Source organism: Lacihabitans sp. CS3-21, from assembly GCF_024343675.1.
Lineage (GTDB): Bacteria > Bacteroidota > Bacteroidia > Cytophagales > Spirosomataceae > Leadbetterella.
Map to the genome: position 1 here is coordinate 285,549 of NZ_RJUD01000097.1, position 19,708 is coordinate 305,256.

19 protein-coding genes and 1 riboswitch are annotated in these 19,708 nt (G+C 36.7%); of the genes, 3 read left to right on the forward strand and 16 right to left on the reverse strand.

The window, feature by feature from the left end:
- Positions 1-5 precede the first annotated feature (5 nt).
- Positions 6-1,157, forward strand: a complete 1,152-nt coding sequence (locus EGI24_RS15830; RefSeq protein ID WP_255049472.1) for a DUF1624 domain-containing protein — start codon at positions 6-8, stop codon at positions 1,155-1,157.
- A 64-nt stretch (positions 1,158-1,221) separates the two neighbouring features.
- On the opposite strand, the gene EGI24_RS15835 is transcribed toward EGI24_RS15830, so the two are convergent.
- From EGI24_RS15835 to nadE, 3 genes are all read right to left on the reverse strand, one after another.
- Positions 1,222-2,319 (reverse strand): Gfo/Idh/MocA family protein, encoded by a 1,098-nt coding sequence (locus tag EGI24_RS15835; protein WP_255049473.1) that lies wholly within the window; start codon positions 2,317-2,319, stop codon positions 1,222-1,224.
- Positions 2,320-2,410: 91 nt separating this feature from the next.
- On the reverse strand, positions 2,411-3,040 hold the full coding sequence (locus EGI24_RS15840) for a M949_RS01915 family surface polysaccharide biosynthesis protein (RefSeq protein ID WP_255049474.1): 630 nt from the start codon (positions 3,038-3,040) through the stop codon (positions 2,411-2,413).
- Between the two features lie 11 nt (positions 3,041-3,051).
- On the reverse strand, positions 3,052-5,076 hold the full coding sequence (nadE, locus tag EGI24_RS15845; RefSeq protein ID WP_255049477.1) for an NAD(+) synthase: 2,025 nt from the start codon (positions 5,074-5,076) through the stop codon (positions 3,052-3,054).
- A 344-nt stretch (positions 5,077-5,420) separates the two neighbouring features.
- Here nadE and EGI24_RS15850 point away from each other — a divergent pair, with 344 nt between their 5' ends.
- On the forward strand, positions 5,421-5,588 hold the full coding sequence (locus tag EGI24_RS15850; RefSeq protein WP_255049478.1) for a hypothetical protein: 168 nt from the start codon (positions 5,421-5,423) through the stop codon (positions 5,586-5,588).
- Positions 5,589-6,064: 476 nt separating this feature from the next.
- Here EGI24_RS15850 and EGI24_RS15855 read toward each other — a convergent pair whose 3' ends face one another.
- The 6 genes from EGI24_RS15855 to EGI24_RS15880 all read right to left on the reverse strand — a co-directional run bounded on the left by EGI24_RS15855 (position 6,065) and on the right by EGI24_RS15880 (position 11,953).
- Entirely contained in the window at positions 6,065-6,526 is a 462-nt protein-coding gene (locus EGI24_RS15855) for a RidA family protein (RefSeq protein WP_255049479.1), read from the reverse strand.
- A complete protein-coding gene (locus EGI24_RS15860) occupies positions 6,523-7,884 on the reverse strand; it encodes a gluconate:H+ symporter (protein WP_255049480.1) in 1,362 nt (453 codons plus the stop codon). The genes EGI24_RS15855 and EGI24_RS15860 overlap by 4 nt, the downstream gene beginning before the upstream one ends.
- Positions 7,885-8,003: 119 nt before the next feature.
- Positions 8,004-9,584: a lytic transglycosylase domain-containing protein gene (locus tag EGI24_RS15865; RefSeq protein ID WP_255049481.1), complete on the reverse strand. Its 1,581-nt coding sequence runs from the start codon at positions 9,582-9,584 to the stop codon at positions 8,004-8,006.
- A gap of 130 nt (positions 9,585-9,714) precedes the next feature.
- Positions 9,715-11,136, reverse strand: a complete 1,422-nt coding sequence (gene gatA / locus EGI24_RS15870; protein ID WP_255049484.1) for an Asp-tRNA(Asn)/Glu-tRNA(Gln) amidotransferase subunit GatA — start codon at positions 11,134-11,136, stop codon at positions 9,715-9,717.
- A gap of 83 nt (positions 11,137-11,219) precedes the next feature.
- On the reverse strand, positions 11,220-11,420 hold the full coding sequence (locus tag EGI24_RS15875) for a twin-arginine translocase TatA/TatE family subunit (protein WP_255036369.1): 201 nt from the start codon (positions 11,418-11,420) through the stop codon (positions 11,220-11,222).
- A 110-nt stretch (positions 11,421-11,530) separates the two neighbouring features.
- The gene (locus EGI24_RS15880) at positions 11,531-11,953 is read right to left on the reverse strand and encodes a YkvA family protein (RefSeq protein WP_255049485.1); all 423 of its coding nucleotides are present in this window, start codon (positions 11,951-11,953) and stop codon (positions 11,531-11,533) included.
- Positions 11,954-12,133: 180 nt separating this feature from the next.
- Between EGI24_RS15880 and EGI24_RS15885 the strand changes: the two genes are divergently transcribed.
- Entirely contained in the window at positions 12,134-13,063 is a 930-nt protein-coding gene (locus EGI24_RS15885; protein ID WP_255049486.1) for a malate dehydrogenase, read from the forward strand.
- Between the two features lie 75 nt (positions 13,064-13,138).
- Here EGI24_RS15885 and EGI24_RS15890 read toward each other — a convergent pair whose 3' ends face one another.
- The 7 genes from EGI24_RS15890 to EGI24_RS15920 form a co-directional block, all read right to left on the reverse strand.
- Positions 13,139-13,549 (reverse strand): lipocalin family protein, encoded by a 411-nt coding sequence (locus tag EGI24_RS15890; protein WP_255049487.1) that lies wholly within the window; start codon positions 13,547-13,549, stop codon positions 13,139-13,141.
- 107 nt (positions 13,550-13,656) lie between these two features.
- Positions 13,657-14,535 (reverse strand): succinate--CoA ligase subunit alpha, encoded by an 879-nt coding sequence (gene sucD / locus EGI24_RS15895; RefSeq protein WP_255049488.1) that lies wholly within the window; start codon positions 14,533-14,535, stop codon positions 13,657-13,659.
- A gap of 236 nt (positions 14,536-14,771) precedes the next feature.
- Positions 14,772-16,043, reverse strand: coding sequence for a methionine adenosyltransferase (gene metK, locus EGI24_RS15900; protein WP_255049489.1), 1,272 nt, complete (start codon positions 16,041-16,043; stop codon positions 14,772-14,774).
- 56 nt (positions 16,044-16,099) lie between these two features.
- Positions 16,100-16,204, reverse strand: a riboswitch (SAM-I-IV-variant riboswitch).
- A gap of 118 nt (positions 16,205-16,322) precedes the next feature.
- Positions 16,323-17,516: a lycopene cyclase family protein gene (locus EGI24_RS15905; RefSeq protein ID WP_255049490.1), complete on the reverse strand. Its 1,194-nt coding sequence runs from the start codon at positions 17,514-17,516 to the stop codon at positions 16,323-16,325.
- 14 nt (positions 17,517-17,530) lie between these two features.
- Entirely contained in the window at positions 17,531-18,397 is an 867-nt protein-coding gene (gene lipA / locus EGI24_RS15910) for a lipoyl synthase (protein ID WP_255049492.1), read from the reverse strand.
- Positions 18,375-19,166, reverse strand: coding sequence for a hypothetical protein (locus EGI24_RS15915; RefSeq protein ID WP_255049494.1), 792 nt, complete (start codon positions 19,164-19,166; stop codon positions 18,375-18,377). The genes lipA and EGI24_RS15915 overlap by 23 nt, the downstream gene beginning before the upstream one ends.
- A 268-nt stretch (positions 19,167-19,434) precedes the next feature.
- Complete coding sequence (locus EGI24_RS15920) at positions 19,435-19,632, reverse strand: hypothetical protein (protein WP_255049495.1); 198 nt, start codon at positions 19,630-19,632, stop codon at positions 19,435-19,437.
- Positions 19,633-19,708: the final 76 nt, after the last annotated feature.

Sequence of the window (19,708 nt, forward strand, 5' to 3'; positions counted from 1 at the left end):
TTGTTATGAAAAGAGTTCAAAGCATAGATTTTGCTCGAGGATTAGTGATGGTTATTATGGCTCTCGATCACGTCAGAGATTTGATGCATACAGATGCCTTTACGCAAGATCCAACAGATTTGAATACCACCACACCCATTCTGTTTTTTACAAGGTGGATTACCCATCTTTGTGCACCTACTTTCGTCTTTTTGTCGGGAGTTTCAGTGTTCATGTCTATGGAATCAAGTAATAGCCTAGATGAATTAAGAAGGTTTTTATTTAAAAGAGGCTTGTGGCTTTTGTTTTTGGAAGTTACAGTTGTCAATTTTGGAATCTGGTTTGATATTCATTTTCAGACCATCATGTTCCAGGTAATTGGTGCCATTGGTTTTGGTTTTATTATCTTGAGTTTATTGTTGAAGGTTACCACTAAGTATGTTGGAAAAATAGGTTTTTTAATATTGATTCTATATCCTTTATTGGCTTTTATTCCATTTTCTGATAGTATCAAGAATTCAGCTGGTATCCTTTTTTTTCCTGGTTTGATACCTATCGGCCCTAGTTTTACATTTTTTATGTCTTATCCTCCCATTCCTTGGTTGGCTATTATGTTGTTGGGTTTTGGTTTTGGTCGTTTGTTTTTGGACAAAAACAATAAGGCTCTATTCCTTAAATATGGCCTGATTTTTTTAGTAATTTTTGTGATATTAAGGGTAATTGATATTTATGGAGATCCAGCACATTGGTCTTTGCAAAAAAGTCCAGTTTATACATTATTGTCTTTTTTTAATGTTTCAAAATATCCGCCATCACCTTTGTATGTGTTTGTTACTTTGGGAATTATATTCTTGAAAATGTGGTGGGCTGAAGGAAGAAACAACAAGGTAATTGACATCATGAAAGTGTATGGGAAAGTGCCGCTTTTTTATTATTTGATACATTGGTATATAGTTCATCTCACCATGTTTGCAATCGTTTTTGCTAAGGGTTACAAGACTTCTGATTTGATCTTTGGGCCATTTAAATTTGGTCGACCAGAGACGGGTGGGGGAGTTTCGCTGCCTTATATATATCTTATTTGGCTGGCCATTGTGGTTTTTATGTATCCTTTGTGTAAATGGTACGGTGCTTATAAAGAGGCCAATAAGTCTAAAACTTGGTTGATGTATTTATAAAAAAAATACATCCTTGATTTTAAGGATGTATTTTTTTTTACTAAAAGCTAATGCTAAAAGCCAATCAACTCATTACAATTTTTACTTCTTTTCCAGTAATCGCTGCCTTTTTGATAGCATCAATGATTATCATGTCCTTCAGTCCTTCCTCACCGGGAGTTAAAATTGGTTTATTGTTCAAAATGGCATCTGCGAAACCATCCATTTGATAAGCTTGGTGATGTACTATTGGAAAATCCATCGGGCCTTTGGAAGTTGTACCTTTTAGCGGGCCATAGTCATAGGCAGGCGACATGCTCAAGCTGCCTTTTTCGTAATGTATCGATAATTCGTGGGCATTTGTAGCATAAGAACTCATTCCACTTGCAATAGCACCACTGGGGACTTTCAACTGCCACAAAATGGTTTCTTCAATGTCTCTGTAAACCTCAGGTTCTGTTTTAATAGCTTGAGCGGTCACTGAAATGGGCTCCTCACCTGTGGCATATCGGCTGGCATTGATGCAGTAAATACCTACATCCATCAATGCACCACCACCCGACCATTTGTTATTCATTCGCCAAGCATTGAGGTCACGGTTTCTCCAAGCAAACTTGGTCTCAATAAACTTAGGCTTGCCAAAGTCTTTGTCTCTTGAAAGACGCATAACTTCATTGGTAAACGGCTCATAATGAAGTCTGTATCCTACGCCAAGTATGACCTTCTGGCTTTTACAATAAGCGATCATTTCGCGAGCTTGCTTGGCATCCATCGACATCGGTTTCTCGGTAATCACATGTTTGCCCGCTTTGGCGGTTTTCATCACATATTCGGCATGCATAGAATTTGGCAAAACTACATACACCACATCTACATCAGGATTATTTGCAATAGTTTCAAAATTCTGATAATTGTAAATATTTTTATCAGCCAAATTGTATTTTTCCTTCCATTTTGCTGCTTTTTCTGGAGATCCAGTTACGATGCCCACCAACTCACAATTTTTAGATTGAGACAAGCCAGGTGCCAGCTGATTGGTGGCATAACTGCCTAGTCCGCAAAGAACTACCCTCAGTTTTCGGTCAGTAGTGACAGGGTAGGCAATCAAGTTTTGTGCAGCCAAAGGCACCAAAACTCCCGAAGCGGCCAAGTTTCTTAAAAAATCACGTCTAGAGTTTTTCATTTTCTCGTTTAAGGTTGAATTGAATGTTCAAGTTAGAATATTTTTTTTACAAAATTTTATTTTTAGCTTCTCTAATCATCAATTGGATTGTTTATTCTCCCCAAGTTTCATTTACATTTTTCGACCAAATGTTTTTTGCAAAGTTTCTATATATACTTTGGCCATTTATAAAGGCATTGTCAAATTTATATTCTCCACCAAGCGTTTCTGTTTCTGATAGATTAACTTTGGTTTTACCCCGCATAGCATATTTTTTTTGACCTTCATACATGATAATCTTTAACTCAGATGGGCTGACATCGCTCCGGCAGGATAATTTGTAACCAAGCCATATTTCTGCTATTCCGTTTTGATCTAAATCAGTAATCTGCAAAGTGTTCTTTAAAAAACTTACTTCTAAGTCGAATGGGCAAGGTTCTTCAAAATCATAAACCATCCATTTTTGGGTATAGGACTGTGGATTTTTTTGAAAGCAATAGGCACGAAGTTCAGCTTTCATAAGTCCTTCTTCAGATTTCTGTACTTCAACATTTCCAGATTCTGTTAAAATAACCAAAAACTCACCATTTTTTTCTTTCCATGTAATGGCACTCTTAAGATTGCCCATCACCTTGATATTTTTTGGCACCTCACTTTTTGAAAGAATTCTGCCGTTTATTTGAGCTACAGAACTTATCCCACTAATAAATAAAATACTGAAAAATAGACACTTGAGGTTCATTTTTAAGCTAATTAGAATCCTATTTTTTTTCTACCACCACTACTCTTCCCTTCGTAATGCTCTTTCAACTTTTCTAACTCAAATACATAACCTCCACTGAGGATAGGGAAGCGGGTCCAGCTTCTTGGGTCGAGGTTGTGGGTGTCGAGGTGAAAACCTGGGGCGTAACGTTCCCGTTTCCATTGGTTCCTGCTCCAAAGTTTGAAGAATCGGTTTGTCCAATTGTAAAGATCTTCTCTGCTATATTGGTTTTCGTAGAATTTCTCTAAGTTTCTAAAACATTCTACTGGCGATTTTTTGTCTCTAATGGCCAGCTGCTCAATGTGGTTGAGCACTTTGTATGGCATCAGATCTTTTTCGTCTGTTTGTTTGTTGTCTTTCGGCCGTAGTTCAGCGGTTGGTTGTAAGGCATTTACATATTTCAAGCCTTCTATTTTTATATGCTTGCCTTTTACCTCACAACCTGTTTTTTCTAGCCAAATGAGCCAAGTTCTGAGCCAATCTTTGTCAATTCCGGCTATAGGGCTTATGCTTCCCGCTGTGTCGCCATCCATCGTACAATAGCCAACAGCTACTTCTGAGCGGTTGGAGGTGGCCAAAAGTAAGTGATTGTGGAGGTTGGCCAGCATCCACACGCCTGGGGCACGCACACGAGCTTGTATGTTTTGCATCGGAATGTCGTCCGTGGCCCAGCTTAGCTTTCTGCCAATTTGTTCTTCTATCAGGTTGGTGTAGTTATCCACCAAGCCATTGATGTTGATTTTCATAAACTGAGCTCCGATAGATTCAGCGAGGTTTTTGGCCGAGTTCAGGGTGTCATCTGAGCTATTTTCCGTGCCTTGGTAAATAGTCAGAATCAGTTTTTCAGTCAGTTCTTCTAAAGTTTTGGCATTTTTTACTTCAGGTATATAGCTTAGTTTTTCTTTAAATGCTTCAAAACCAATGCTTTCGTCTCCTAATCTTACCATCAATCCGCATAGTGCAGTACAAGCACAAGAATCAGCACCGCCAGAAAGCGATATAGTGAATCCAAACGAACGAGACTTTCGTAGATAGTCAAAAAGTGCTAAACTTACTGATCTCGAAAATTCCTCTTCTTTTAATGAGCCACCTTTTTCAAAAGGCTCCATTTCGGCAAAAATAGTGTTCGGAATATCAGAATAGGCCAACTCAAAATTGGATTGAATCAATTTCATATCTGGTGGTAGAGTAGACTTTATTTTGGCTTGTTCTATTTTGTTTTTGCCGATATCTATCACCGCTGAAGTGAGTGTATAGTCGGCATAGCTGAATCTTTGGCTAGAGGCCAATACATCGCCACCCGAGCAAACCATAGCATCGCCATCAAATATTAACCTTCCAGACTCATTTCCTAGTAAATTGGTGTACACATAAGCACAACAAAATGCCCTGGAGGCATCAGTTACGAGTTGTTCTCTGATTTTGAACTTATGAAATCCAAATGGACTAGCACTCGGGTTAAGTATAATATCAACGCCTTTGTCGAAATGCCTTGTGGCGGGCCTGTTGGCCACCCATGCATCTTCACAAATTTCAAGGCCAATGCGTATATTTTCAAAATTGAATACCAGATCTCCAACGGGGTATTTTATTCCTTTAATACTAATTTCAGAGGTTTGTCCCGGTTTCCATCTGTGAAACCAACGGTCTTCATAGAAAAGTCCGTAGTTGGGCAAATGTTGTTTGCATACAAAGCCCAAAATTTGTCTATTGGCTATTACGCAAGCTGAATTGTATATTTTGTTGTTGACCCAAATTGGTAAACCCACACAGGCTACTATGTCTGAAGTTTCATTAACAATATCTTCCAATATTTCTAAAGATAGTTTGAAAACATCGGGCGAGTAGAAAGCATCCTCACAACCATATCCAGTAATACACAACTCTGGCAAACACAATACTTGTATTTTTTGAGCCTTCGCTTCATCTATCGCTTTTAGAATATTTGTTTTATTTCTTATCCAATCTAGTGGGGTTTGATTCAATGCAGCCGCTCCAACTTTCACTAATTCCATGCTTGTGTTTTAATTTGATTCAAAATTAAAAAAATAAAAGCAGAATAAGAGAATATTAATATTCTGTTTTTTGACATTCAAAGTTTAATATTTTCAATCAATTGCCCTATTAAAATGTATCCGTTAAATAAGTATAATTGTTGTTAGGTAAATCTTATCCAACGGTATTGATATTTATATTAAATCTTTATAATCAGGTATTTATGTGAGTTAAAACAAATTGATTTATGTCAATTTTGAAAAATTGGGAAGTGACTATTTGAAAAATAATCGTCTATATTTGCAATTGATATATATCAATTTTGAGACAAGTTAGTTTCATTACCGTTAAATAGAACAACCGTATGTATGTTACAATTTCTGAAAGACCAACCGAAATAAAAGGATTGAACCACACCACAACAAAACTTAAAACCACAGCAATTTCAAGTACTTTTGCGGGATGTTACAACGTTGAAAAGATCGGTAAAAAGCATTTGTTTTTAGTTTTTGATAGAGGTATTGACTTATAAAATATTAGAAAGAAGGGTGAAAAAAATCACCCCCTTTGCTATGCTATTGAGTGAAGAATTTTAAAAAATGTTTTTATTAAAACTTGTTTAAATCCACATGAATTTTAGCTTGAGATTTTCGATTACTGATTATCTCTTTATATAATTAAACATGCAACAATTCCTTCAAAGGAGTGAACTTTTTTAGAAAACACTTTTTTGAAAATAATCTGGCATAGAATGGAAATTATACTTCGGCAAGTCAAATTGTGAGAAAATCATGCCAAGGGAAAGGCATGATTTTTTTTGCTTTATTTATCAGCGTCAAATAATAGGGTTTTCTGTTTAAAAAACAAAAAGTGGACGCTGAATGCATCCACTTAATAATTATGATACCATTGGGTAATTTTCTAAATGTTTTTTTAGACGAATATTACTGTATCCTTTAGATAATTTTAAGAATGTAAACTAAATATACGGTACGCTTATTGTGGCTATCAATGTAATTCAAAAATGGCTTCAATTTCAACAGTAATTCTACCAGGCAAAGAGCCCATACCTACTGCACTTCTTACTCCTATGCCATTTTCTTCTCCAAAAATCTCTGCAAAGAGTTCACTGCAACCATTGATCACATAAGGATGCGTTCCAAAATCTGGATGAGCGTTCACCATCCCCAATACTTTTACTACGCGTTTAATTCTATTCAAAGAACCAAGGTTTTTCTTTAAAGTAGCCAATATGGTAAGGCCTACTTGTCGAGCTGCTTGTTTGCCATATTCTTGGTCAACATCTAGTCCCACTTTGCCCACAAATTGGCTCCCGTCAGGCAAGTTTGGTCCATGTCCCGAAACATAGGCCATATTTTCAATTACCAAGATGGGTTTGTAAACTCCTGCCGGAGCGGGTGCCTGAGGTGTTTCGCTTACGAATGCTTCAAATTTAATGTCTGCTGTCATATTATTTGGTCTAATACCAACACACCCAGAAGTCCGATAATAGAAACTATGGATTCCATTATACTCCAGGTTTTGATGGTGTCTTTTATACTTAAATTAAAATACTCTTTAAAAAGCCAGAAACCGCCGTCGTTGATGTGCGAAAACATCAAACTCCCTGAACCAATCGCCAACACCATAAGTTCTGGCGAAAGGCCTGTTTGGGCTTGAATCATTGGTAATAATACACCTACTGCAGTAAGACCCGCAATGGTTGCTGAGCCAACACATACCCTGATTAGGGCAGCTATGGCCCAACCCAGTATAAGCGGGTTGATGTCAATATCTAGTAATAGACTTGCGATGTATTTGCTAGTCCCACTAACAATAAAAATCTCCTTGAGAGCTCCAGAACCTGCAATAATGAGTAAAATAGGAGCGACATTTTTAAAGGCCTCCTCTAGAAGTTTGCCAATTTGAGGCATAGATTTTCCTTGTTTTATACCTAAGAAATAAACGGCAACCAAGACTGAAATTAACAAACTAAAGTTAGGTTCGATGAGCAGATGAATTTTGAAATTTTCCTTCATCATTTGTGAAAAATTGTTGAAACCTTGCTCCATAGAAGCAGGTAAAATTCCAACAATTAAATTATACCATAAGGAGTATGTCAATAAAAACACGGGTAAAAGTGCTACAAAAAAACTTATAGAGACACTTGGAGGGTTTTTGATTTCAACTTTTTCACTGGCAAAAAGACTCGTGTTTATCTCGGGTTTGTATTTTTTAAGGGTACTGCCAAACATCGGTCCAGCCACAGCAATTGCAGGTATGGCCACCATAATGCCATAAAACAACGTTTTCCCAAGGTCAGCATTTAACTGAGTAGCTATTGCCGCCGGCGATGGATGTGGGGGCAAATAGCCATGAGCTACTGAAAGAGCCGATAGCATTGGGATACCTACATAGAGAATTGGAAGTTTTGTGGATTGAGAAATGGCAAAAATCAATGGGATAACAATAACAAAACCAGCATTGTAGAATAGGGGAAGTCCAATAATAAAACCCGCAAGTGCCAATCCCCAAGTGAGGTATTTATCTTTGAAAACAGACACAATTTTGTTGGTAATTTGTTCAGATGCACCGCTAGAGGCCACTAGTTTACCCAACATAGCTCCAAAGCCTATTATCAGGGTTAATTCACCTAAAGTACCGCCAACTCCATTTTGTATGGCCTTAGATAGAACTGGAACTTCTATTTGATTTGCCAATCCAAGACCTATGGCAACCAGAATGAACGAAATGAAAGTGTCGAGCTTAACCACAGATACCAGCAGTATCAATATCAAAATGGCAACGAGGGTGAGTATTAAAGGCATTTTTTTAATTAGGGTTGAAATAGGGAGGCAATAATAAAGAAAACCTTTGATATTATTGAGATTGTGACCAAAAAAAAGAGGAGCGAAGGCTCCTCTTTTGGATTTTATATTAAATATTTTTAAGACTTAATTTTAATTTTTTGTCCAACCTTAACAGTATTGCCTTGAATATTATTCCATTTTTTTATGTCAGAGATAGTCACGCCATCATATCGTTGAGAAATGTTCCAAAGCGTATCTCCAGGTCTTACGGTGTAGGTAGCTGATTTTTTTATAGTTTCTGAAGAAGTTTTAGCCGCTATACTGTTGGCCTTAACTTTTTGTTTAACGTCTACATATATAACCAATCTTTCTCCCGCGTTTACTTGAGACGAACGCTTGTTATTCCATTTTTTGATATCTTTCATGTTGACATCATATTTCATAGCTATTTTGTTCAAAAACTCACCTCTTTTTACTTTGTGAATTTTCTTCACTTGCTTGGTGATGTTTTTATACTTCACAGGAATTTCCTCTTGATCGTCATCAGAAGTATTCGATGCAATTATGTGTGTCGTAGAAGTTTTTCTACCTATTATGATTGTACCATCATCAGTAGTAGTTACACCACTACCTGATGCCAACATTGTTGGATTTTCAGAATCAGCATTTTCAATTGTGCTAGGTAATTCTCCTTTTCTACTAGCAGAGTCCAAGATTGCCAATTTGTTTTCGTTGAAATAAGCAAGGTTGGTTGCTGGAAGAGTCAATTCATATCCATTAGGCATTGCTGGTAGAATATTGCCTTTGATGTGAGGATTTAATCTTTTAATTTCTGCAAGATCTAACTGACTTAAAGAAGCCAAAACACTTAAATCCACATATTTTTCCAATATAACTTTCTCTACTGGAACTCTTTGCTTTAAATTCGTCGGCGTGATACCATGAAGGTGACCATAATTCATCATATAAGCCAAAGCTATAAATTGGGGTACATAAGCTCTGGTGTCAGGGTGAATGTGTGGATGTAGATCCCAATAATTTGAAAGGCCAGTAGAACGCATAGTTCTTCCGATTCTTCCAGGGCCAGTATTGTATGAGGCTAATGCCAAATCCCAATCATTGAATCTTTTATAAAGTTGCTTCAAATATCTGCAAGCAGCATCCGTTGATTTTTCGATGTGCATACGTTCATCCACATATTCGTTGATGGTAAGTCCCATTTCCTTGCCTGTAAATGACATAAACTGCCAAAGACCAACCGCCTTACTTCTAGACACCGCTTTCGGATTAAGTCCCGATTCTAACAAAGCCAAATATTTCAAGTCCTCTGGCATTCCGTTTTGTCTAAGTGAATTTTCAAAAATTGGGAAATAAATTTCTTTTTCCTCCATCATGTGTTTAGAAAAACTAGGTCTTCTAATGAGAAAGAAATCGAGGTATTTTTTTACACTTTCGTTGTAAACCATGGGCATGGTTTTTTCTATAGCTTTAAGTCTCTGCTCAACAATCTGAGGGTCCTCTATTAAAACTTTATATTCTTTTTTGTCTCTTTCGTCAAAGACAATAAGCTCATAGGGATATATGATTTTTGGTTCTTCTACTACAGTAGTATCCTGGATTACTTGATCTTCAAGTATCACCGAATTTATCTGAGCATTAGAAGCAAAATTGAAACCAGCAACAAGAGAAAAGGTCAAAAGAATTTTTGAGATTTTCATAGTCATAAAATGAGTTTTCACAATAATAAATAAACTAAACGAGACTTTTTAGGAAAGCAATACCTCAAAACTAATAATTATTTCCTAAAAAAAATTAATAAAAGTTAAAAAAAACTTAATACGAGTGTAATTAAGCTATTTTTTGAACATTTAAAGCGAATTCCAACATCTTTTTTTCCCCAAATTCAGAGCCAAGTATCTGGAAACCAATGGGCAGGCCATCAGAATTTTTTCCATTGGGTATGGATATAGATGGCATCCCCACAACATTGGCGTGCACTGTGAATATGTCTGCCAAAAACATCTCCATGGGGTCTGTACTTTTTACCCCAATTTTAAATGCCGGAGTCGGTGTTGTTGGAGAAACTATAAAGTCCACTCTTTTAAAGAAATCCTCCGTTTCTTGTTTTACCAACTTCCTTACTCTCTGTGCCTTTGTGTAATAGGCATCATAATAATCAGCACTCAATATAAAAGAACCAAGCATAATTCTTTTTTTAACTTCTTTCCCAAATCCTTCGCCTCTTGTTTTTTTATACAAATCCTCTAGATTTTCAGCTTTGGGAGTTCGATAGCCATACCTAATACCATCATACCTTGAAAGATTTGAACTTGCTTCTGCCATAGTCAAAATATAGTAGGTTGGAAGCAAATATTTCATTTTGGGAAATGAAAGAGGAACTAAGGTATGACCAGCTTTTTTTAGATTTTCGAGCTTGTTCATCGTGGTCTTCTTAACTTCATCATCTATGCCTTCTGAGTTTATTGCATCTTCAAAATAACCGATGTTGTATTTATTTTCAGAGGAAGAAACTGAACTGTAATCTTCGACAGGCAATGGTGAAACAGTACTGTCATATTCATCGCTTCCTGACATTACCTCAAGCAAAAGTGCAGCATCTTCAATAGAATTCGTAATTGGACCGATGCAATCAAAAGAAGATGCATAAGCGGCTAATCCCCATCTCGAAATTCTTGAATATGTTGGTTTTAAGCCTACTACCCCACAAAATCCTGCTGGCTGACGAACAGAACCACCTGTATCAGATCCAATAGAGGCATGACACAGTGCGGCTTGAACAGCAACGGCAGAAGCACCTGATGAACCACCTGGAACCCGGGTTTTATCAGCAAAATTTAGTGTTGGGCCAAAGGCAGAGTTTTCATTGGAAGAACCCATCGCAAATTCGTCGCAGTTTTGCCTTCCAATTATGATTGCATCTTCATCAATCAGTCTTTGAATGGCAGTTGCTGTGAATTGTGATTTAAAACCGTCTAGTATTTTACTTCCAGATTGCAATCCATGATTTTTATAAGCCAGTACGTCTTTGATGCCAATTACCATTCCAGCAAGTTTGCCTGCGGTGCCATTCATGATTTTTTCTTGAACAATTTCGGCTTGAGACAAAGCTTCTTCAGCATACACTTCAAGAAAAACATTTAGGTCTTTATGGGTTTCAATACTAACTATAAACCCCTGAACTGTAGCAGGAACGGTGGTTAGGTTACTTAGAAGTGCTTTGCGATATTGGGCATAGGTTTGATATGTCACGTCTTGATCCTGTTAAAAATAAAAAACAACAGGTTCAATTATTTAAATTGAATCTGTTGTTCAAAAAAATGTCGTTTAGGCTATTAATCTTCTGAATTTGCCGCTTTTTCAATATTTTCTTTTACGTCTTTTGTAGCATCTTTAAACTCACGGATACCTTTTCCAAGTCCACGAGCTAATTCCGGCAATTTTTTCGCACCAAAAAATAATAAAATAACAAATACTATAACGAAAATTTCAGTACCGCCTAAATTTCCTAAAAACAATAATGTTGCTAATTCCATGCTTGTAAATAATTGATGTACAAATTTAATAAATTAACTATATAAAAAAACTTTTTATTTTATCAACGGTGCTAAATCGACCTATTGTATCGCTCAAAACTCTGTTTTTGTCAAGAAATATCTCTATTTAGTAGCCATGTCTCAAATTTCTCAATTTCTTCTGACACACTATTGAAAACAAACGTCATTAAAGCAATATCATCTGCAAATCCGAGCATCGGAATAAAGTCAGGCACTAAGTCCAAAGGTGACAAGAAATACACAAAAGCTGTAATTATGATCACTACATTTTTTAGGTCAATGGCTCTGTATTCACCTGTTGCATAAAACTTTAAGAGCTTACCTAAGACCATAACTTTAGAAGTAATAGACTGCAAAACCGTGCTTTTCCCTTCAGCTTGAATCTTGTTTAGGACACCTTTCAATAAAGTTAATATTCCAACGGTATTTTTAGAAATTCTGGAAGCTTTTTTTAAGGAAGTATTGTAAAAAACAGAGTCTAAAATTTTTTCTAAAATGTTGCCTGTGTTCATTGTTATTTGCTGTAAAAGAATACTTTTTAAAACCGCCACAAATTAAACCATTCTTTTGTAATATTAGACGAAAAAATATTAAAAATGAAAATGATATAATTGGCAATTATTAAAATTATACAATATTTTTGTTAAAATTTTTAAATCAAATAGGGTTTACCTAAAAATAGTTAAAATCACATGAAAGTTACAGTAATAGGTGCTGGTGCTGTGGGGGCTACTGCCGCCGACAATATCGCCAGAAAACAAATAGCGTCGGAAGTTGTCATTTTGGACATTAAAGAGGGTTTTGCGGAAGGTAAAGCGATGGACTTGGCTCAAACTGCCTCTATTGAGGGTTTTGATACAAAACTGGTTGGTGTTACAAACGATTACCAAAGAACTGCAAAGTCGGATGTGATCGTTGTGACTTCAGGTTTGCCACGCAAGCCAGGTATGACACGTGAAGAGTTGATTGGTATCAATGCAGGCATTGTTAGAACTGTTGTTACTAACGCTTTGGCTGTTTCTCCCAAGGCCATTATCCTGATTGTTTCTAACCCGATGGATACCATGACCTACCTTACTTATCAGATTGCTGCCGAAATGGGTATTTCTAAAAGAAAAGTAATCGGAATGGGTGGTGCTTTGGATTCATCAAGATTCAGATATAGATTAGGCGAGGCCTTAAATGTTGCTCAAAGTGACTTGCATGGTATGGTTATCGGAGGACATGGAGATACCACAATGATTCCTTTGACTCGATTGGCAACTTGGAATGGTATTCCGGTAAGTAGATTCTTGAGTGGAGATAAATTGAAAGAGGTTTCGGACAAAACAATGGTGGGTGGAGCTACGCTTACCGGACTTTTGGGTACTTCCGCATGGTATGCACCGGGTGCTGCTATCGGACAAATCGTAGAGTCAATTCTTCGTGATGAAAAGAAAATTATTCCTTCTTGCGTTTATTTGAACGGCGAATACGGTCAAAAAGATATTTGCATAGGTGTACCAGTAGTTATTGGTAGAACTGGATGGGAAAAGATAATTAATTTGAGATTGAGCAATGCAGAGAAAGAGGCTTTCGAGAAATCTGCAGAAGCAGTAAGAGCTATGAATGCGGCTTTGTAATTGATCAAGTATAATGAAAAAGCCCGAAAACGTATAGTTTTCGGGCTTTTTTACGAACTCTTGTTTTTTATTTGTTTACTTCAACGTTGAATATCCTAATATTTGTTTGTGTCCATTTAGTACAATTTCTATTTCTAAATTATTAATATCCAATCGATTAACCTTGTATTCGTATTCATTGATAACCAAGGTTGAGCCATCAGCGGTGAGTTTAAAGTCAAAAACTGCGTCTGTATCCTCCGTGTAACATTTACTTTCGCCTTTACTCCATTCATATTTGCTCTCTTTTTTTCTAAATGTAAATGTATCGTCTTTTAAACAATCAACGAGTTGGTCTATTTCAGCATTTTTGAATTGAGTCAATTTCCAAGTTTTAGTTTGACCAGCAGTTAAATAGTCGATAGGCATAAGCTCTACCTCTTTTTCAATTGGAGTACAAGCGGTAATCAATGAGATTGCAGCAAGAAGTAGTGAAATCTTTTTCATTTTTTATATTGTTTAGGAATGCAAAAAAAAACTCTTAATTAGTTAGTCTAATTAAGAGTCGTTAAATACCGTGCCAAAAAGTATTTTTAGGAATATTTTTTAAAAAATTAGTTTTTCCCTAAGGCTTTCAACATCGTTTCTCCAATTTCAGCTGGTGAATCTACCACAAAAATTCCGCACTCACGCATGATGGCCATTTTTGCAGCTGCAGTATCGTCAGCTCCACCAATGATAGCTCCAGCATGTCCCATTCTACGTCCTTTTGGAGCAGTTTGGCCTGCAATGAAACCTACAACTGGTTTTTTGTTGCCTGTTGATTTAATGTAATGAGCAGCTTCTGCTTCCATTCCGCCTCCAATCTCACCTATCATTACAATGCCTTCTGTCTCTGGGTCGTTCATAAACATTTCAACAGCCTGCTTGGTAGTTGTTCCGATGATTGGGTCACCACCTATACCGATGGCTGTAGTTTGTCCAAGTCCAGCTTTGGTCAATTGATCTACCGCTTCGTATGTCAAAGTACCTGATTTTGAAACTACTCCAATAGTACCTTTTTTAAATATAAAACCTGGCATAATGCCCACTTTACATTCTTCTGCTGTTATAATTCCTGGACAGTTAGGTCCAATAAGCGTAACATCTTTGCCATCTATATAGGACTTAGCTTTCACCATGTCTTTAGTAGGAATGCCTTCTGTAATACAAACTATAACTTTGATTCCTGCATCGGCAGCCTCCATGATAGCATCTGCAGCAAAGCCTGGCGGAACGAAAATAATAGATACATCAGCACCTGTAGCTTTTACAGCTTCTTCAACAGTATTGAAAACTGGAGTTTCCAAGTGTTTTTGACCGCCTTTACCAGGCGTTACGCCTCCAACTACATTTGTACCGTAGTCAATCATTTGTCCGGCATGGAAAGAACCTTCCGATCCTGTGAAGCCCTGTACAATTACTTTCGAATTTTTGTTTACAAGAATACTCATCTTTATGGTTTTTTGCCGCTAAGCGGACTGAATATTTAAATGATTAAAAATACTTATCAATTCTCCTTCAAATGTACCTTTGAAATTAGAAAAATACAAAAAACTTGATAAAAAAATTTAAGTAAAAAAGGCTAAGTTGATGATAACAAGTGTTTTATGTTTTTAGGGAATAAAAAAAAGTATAAATTCTAAAATTTTAGAACTTATACTTTCTATAAATCGAACACAAGATTTAATTAGATGCCAAAAGCTGCTTTTACTTTCTCTACATAGTCCAATTTTTCCCAAGTAAATAATTCAACTTCCACTTCTGCTTTTTGACCTGCATTATTAAAAGACTTTTTAACAATTTTCGACTCTCTACCCATGTGACCATAGGCAGCTGTTTCAGAGTAAATAGGCGTACGCAATTTCAATCTCTGCTCAATAGCATAAGGACGCATATCAAACGTTTTTTCTACTATTTTAGCGATTTCGCCATCTGACAAAGATACTTTAGCCGTTCCGTTGGTATCAATAAAAATACCGCAAGGCTGAGCTACACCAATAGCATAAGAAACCTGTACCAATACTTCGTCGCAAACTCCAGCGGCCACAAGGTTTTTTGCAATATGACGTGTTGCATATGCTGCCGAACGGTCTACTTTCGAAGGATCTTTTCCTGAAAATGCACCTCCACCGTGAGCACCTTTACCACCATAAGTATCTACAATGATTTTTCTACCTGTAAGGCCAGTGTCTCCGTGCGGTCCACCGATTACGAACTTACCTGTTGGGTTGATATGATAAAGAATATCGTCTGTAAATAAAGCTTGAAGTTCAGGCTTAAGCTTAGCTTTTACTCTTGGAATAACGATATTGATGATGTCCGACTTGATTTTTGCAAGCATGGTTTCATCTTCGTCAAAATCATCGTGTTGGGTCGAAACTACTATCGTGTCAATTCTTTGCGGTTGGTTATCGTCTGAATATTCGATGGTTACCTGAGACTTAGAATCTGGTCTAAGATATTTAATTTCAGCGTTTTCTCTTCTTACATCCGCCAATTCTTGAAGAATTTTGTGTGACAAATCTAAGGCCAGTGGCATATAATTCTCGGTCTCTTTGGTGGCATAACCAAACATCATACCCTGGTCACCAGCTCCTTGAGCATTTGCTTTTGCTTCAAAGTCGTCGCCAGACTTGCGGTCAACGCCTTGGTTGATGTCTTTTGATTGTTCGTGGATAGCAGAAATAATTCCACAAGAATCCGCTTCAAACATGTACTCAGCTTTGGTATAACCGATTTTCTTGATAACGTCTCTAGCGATAGTTTGCACATCCAAATAAGTGCTGGTGTTGACTTCTCCTGCCAATACTACCAAACCTGTAGTTACAAGAGTTTCACATGCTACTTTTGAAGTGGCATCAAATGCCAAAAAGTGGTCGATAAGTGCGTCTGAAATCTGATCCGCAACTTTGTCTGGGTGTCCTTCTGATACTGATTCAGAAGTAAATAAATAAGCCATTTTTTAAATTTTTAAAGATTTGAAAAAATTAGCAAGAGAATTGAATGTCAGGTGCTTTGCCGAAACTTTTTTGGTCGGGCGACCCACATCTTTTTTACCACCGCGGTGTTTCTAAGTACTCGGTTGGTTTCCTAATAAATCAGGAACTCTTGATGTACTGCAAAATTCAGAATTTTTGGTGAAACTAAAAAATGTTAGTGAAAAAATCTATAAAAATATTATTTGGCAGATAAATTAACTATTAAAGTTGGATAAGTGGTTGGCGAAAAATAAAAATTTCTACAAAAAAGCATTTTTGAGCTTTTTAAAAATTACAACAAAGAAGGCCAATCCGAATTTTACCTTTGGCGTTGACCACATTATTTTCAATTCTTCCCAAAAAGTTGTTTCGCCATCCAGGAATTTGAAAACCAAAGAAATAGGATTTTTGGCAAATAATTGATCGAAAACCTCAGCCATTGGATGGCGACTTTCCTGGATGACATTGAGTAGGGTAGAGGCATACAGTAAATGTCTTTTTTGCCAGAAACTGTCTTTTTCAAAGTCTGCCTGCCCATTTTCAAGTGTTCGAACTATCTTTTTTAGTTTCTTTTGGGTATTAGAGAAGGTATATCCGGTAGCGGGATTTGTAGCTCCTCCTGCTGTTCCTATCCTGATTATTCTCTTTGATACAATGTCTTGGGTTTCTGTGTCGGACATCGGTATCACGCCAAACTCTTCTTCAAGTATTTTATAATCAGTGAGTTTTAAGTCCTTTTCTATGTATTCAAATAGGCTTTGATTGTATTCTTTTTCCGAAAGTAGTTTTTCAGAAAAAACCGTAAATTCGAATATGGCCTTATTTTTTGTAAACGGCAAAACGTACATAAATCTACATTCTGCATCTTTTTGTGGAATACCAAAATTCATCATTTCAGGAATATCCTTTTCAAAAAGATTTTCTTTGGTTTCTATTACCAAGCCTTTGAAGTGCTGAAGAAGATTATGGTGTTTTTTGCTTTCAAGATTTAGTTTGAAAGTGCTATCAAAAACATATGGGGCCGTGAATTGTTGCTTGCTTTCTGTCGTAACTTCTACATTATCAATATTTTCTGTGATATTTTCAACTTTGTCCAAACAAAAAACGATGTTAGGGAAATTGTTGAGGTGAGCATTTACAAAATCATAGAAATCAATTCCTCTGAGAAGTTTGTAGCGATATTCGCCTAATTCGTAGGTTTTTTCTAATTTACGAGAATCAATAATTTTAACTTTCTCCCATTTTTTGAAAAGAATTTTGTCAAATGGATTGTCAATTTTCTCCCAAAAAGCCCATGTTCTATCGTTTTTGGTTTTTCTTTCTGGATCAATAATCAGGATTTTCTTATCTGAAATCTTTGATATGGAAAGTTGATAAGCCAAAGAAAGTCCAGACATACCCCCACCGCAAATAATATAGTCGTAAATATTATCTTCTAGAAGTGCTTTGGCCATAAGGTGTTTGATTGTCAGACGTTTACATGTCTTTCAGAGTGGTACGAAGACCGAACCAATGGGCCAGATTCCACATATTTTATTCCTCTTTTTAGACCTTCTTCTCTGTAAAGAGCGAACATGTCAGGGTGAATAAATTCAATGACTTCGTGGTGCATTTTGGTTGGCTGTAGGTATTGTCCCAAAGTTAGAATATCACAACCATTTTCAGCCAAATGATCCATCGCTTCAAAAACTTCGTCTTTGGTTTCGCCTAATCCCAACATTATGCCTGTTTTGGTGCGTTTTCCGTATTCTTTGGTTTTTCTGATTTGCTCTAAGCTTCGCTCATATCTAGCTTGAGGTCTCACTCTTCTGTAGAGATTTTTGACAGTTTCCATGTTGTGTGAAACCACCTCTTGACCTGCTGAAATCATCCTATACAAGGCATCCCAATCGCTTTTGGTGTCTGGAATCAAGGTCTCAATGGTAGTTTTTGGAGATAATTCTTTGGTTTGAACGACAGTTTGATACCATATTTCAGCACCCTTGTCTTTAAGTTCATCGCGATTAACCGAGGTGATTACAGCATGTTTCACTCCCATGGTTTTAATGGCCTCTGCTACTCTTTGCGGCTCGTCGGTATCGTATTCGGTTGGTCGGCCGGTGGCTACTGCACAGAAATTACAACTACGCGTGCAGATATTTCCAAGAATCATAAAAGTGGCAGTGCCTTCACCCCAGCACTCGCCCATGTTTGGGCAATTGCCGCTTTGGCAAATGGTGTGCAGCTTATTGTTATCGACAATCTCTCTTACTTTTCTATAACTTTCGCCAATTGGAAGTTTCACTCTCAGCCAATCTGGCCTTTTCTTTCTCTCACTCGGTTCCTTTACCTCCATTTTTTTTGTTTTTTACCAATTTCTTGTTTCCAAAGTACAAAGTTAAATAAAGCGTAGCAAAGGTCTGAGGATTATCTGAAAATTTGGGAGCCAATATCTCGGGTTGTTTTGCAAAAACCTCCAAAAGCGTTCCAAGCTCTACGCCTGTTACGTTGTTATTAAAGGTAGAAATATCAATGTTGGTAGCTATTTTGGCGTGAACGCCAGGGACAAACTTTAGTCCGGTAAACATATTTTGAAAAATACTTCCAGCTCCTATGATGTAGCTTGTATTGGTATGAATATCAGGATTGTAGGCCACCGTTTGAGGCGAATCTCCTTTTTGATTGGTGTATTTTATGTAGTAGGGTTTTGTCAAACCAATACTGGGTCCACCTGCCACAATTACACTAAATCCAACACTGTTTTCGTCGGCTTTTTGAAAAAAGTAATATTCTCTTCCGTATTGCGGTCTGATAGAAAAGAAATAGTTGGTTTTACCATAGACAAACTTGCTCCCATAGGCACTTAATATACTTTCCTCTCTCTGGTTTTTGAGATTTACGGCTTCAACTGCCAAGTATCTGTTCACAGGTTTGTTTTTCCTTTTCGAAACAGGGAAAGAATTTCGAAGTACAACTCCACCCAATAAACTTGTGTAATTGTTGGTAGTGAGTCCATAGGACAAGGTTTTAGCATCTATACCTGTATCTTCTTCAGTTTTTTGTGAAAAACTTAAAAAAGGTAACAGGGTTGCGACAAAAAATAAAATCAGATTTCTTCTCAACATCCTTAAGCCAAATTGTAGTTTAAGTAAATATAGATTATATATTTTAAAATACTAACGAACAAAGTGCAAAAAATGTTCTAAAGCAATTTGCCTATTTGCAGAAATCGTTGTTTTCAAAAAAAAGGGGAACAAATTTTTTATTTTTTCAAAAAAATATACAAAATTCACATTCAAATACGCCCCACGACAAACGGGATTCGAAAAAGTAAAATACTTTATATTGCTACCGTTTTTCTGCCAAAGCAATGAATTCGATTTAGGCAGGATGTTAAACTTTTCTAGAGAGTTTTCTGAAGTAAATTCCGGAAAGTAGAAATACAACAGAAATGATGAAATAAAAAGCCGAGATTTTAATTTTGGGCTGCGTAGTGAAATTATTTTGATATAGAATTACCGCAATAATTACCACCATTATACCAAAAGCCACCAACAGAGCCCAGCCAAGTTTGTTTAAAATATCTTCCAAGTTCTTTTTTTCTTGCAAAATTATAGAATAGTATCGGAATTCTTTTTCTTTAATCCATTTATTGGCGGCATTTGTT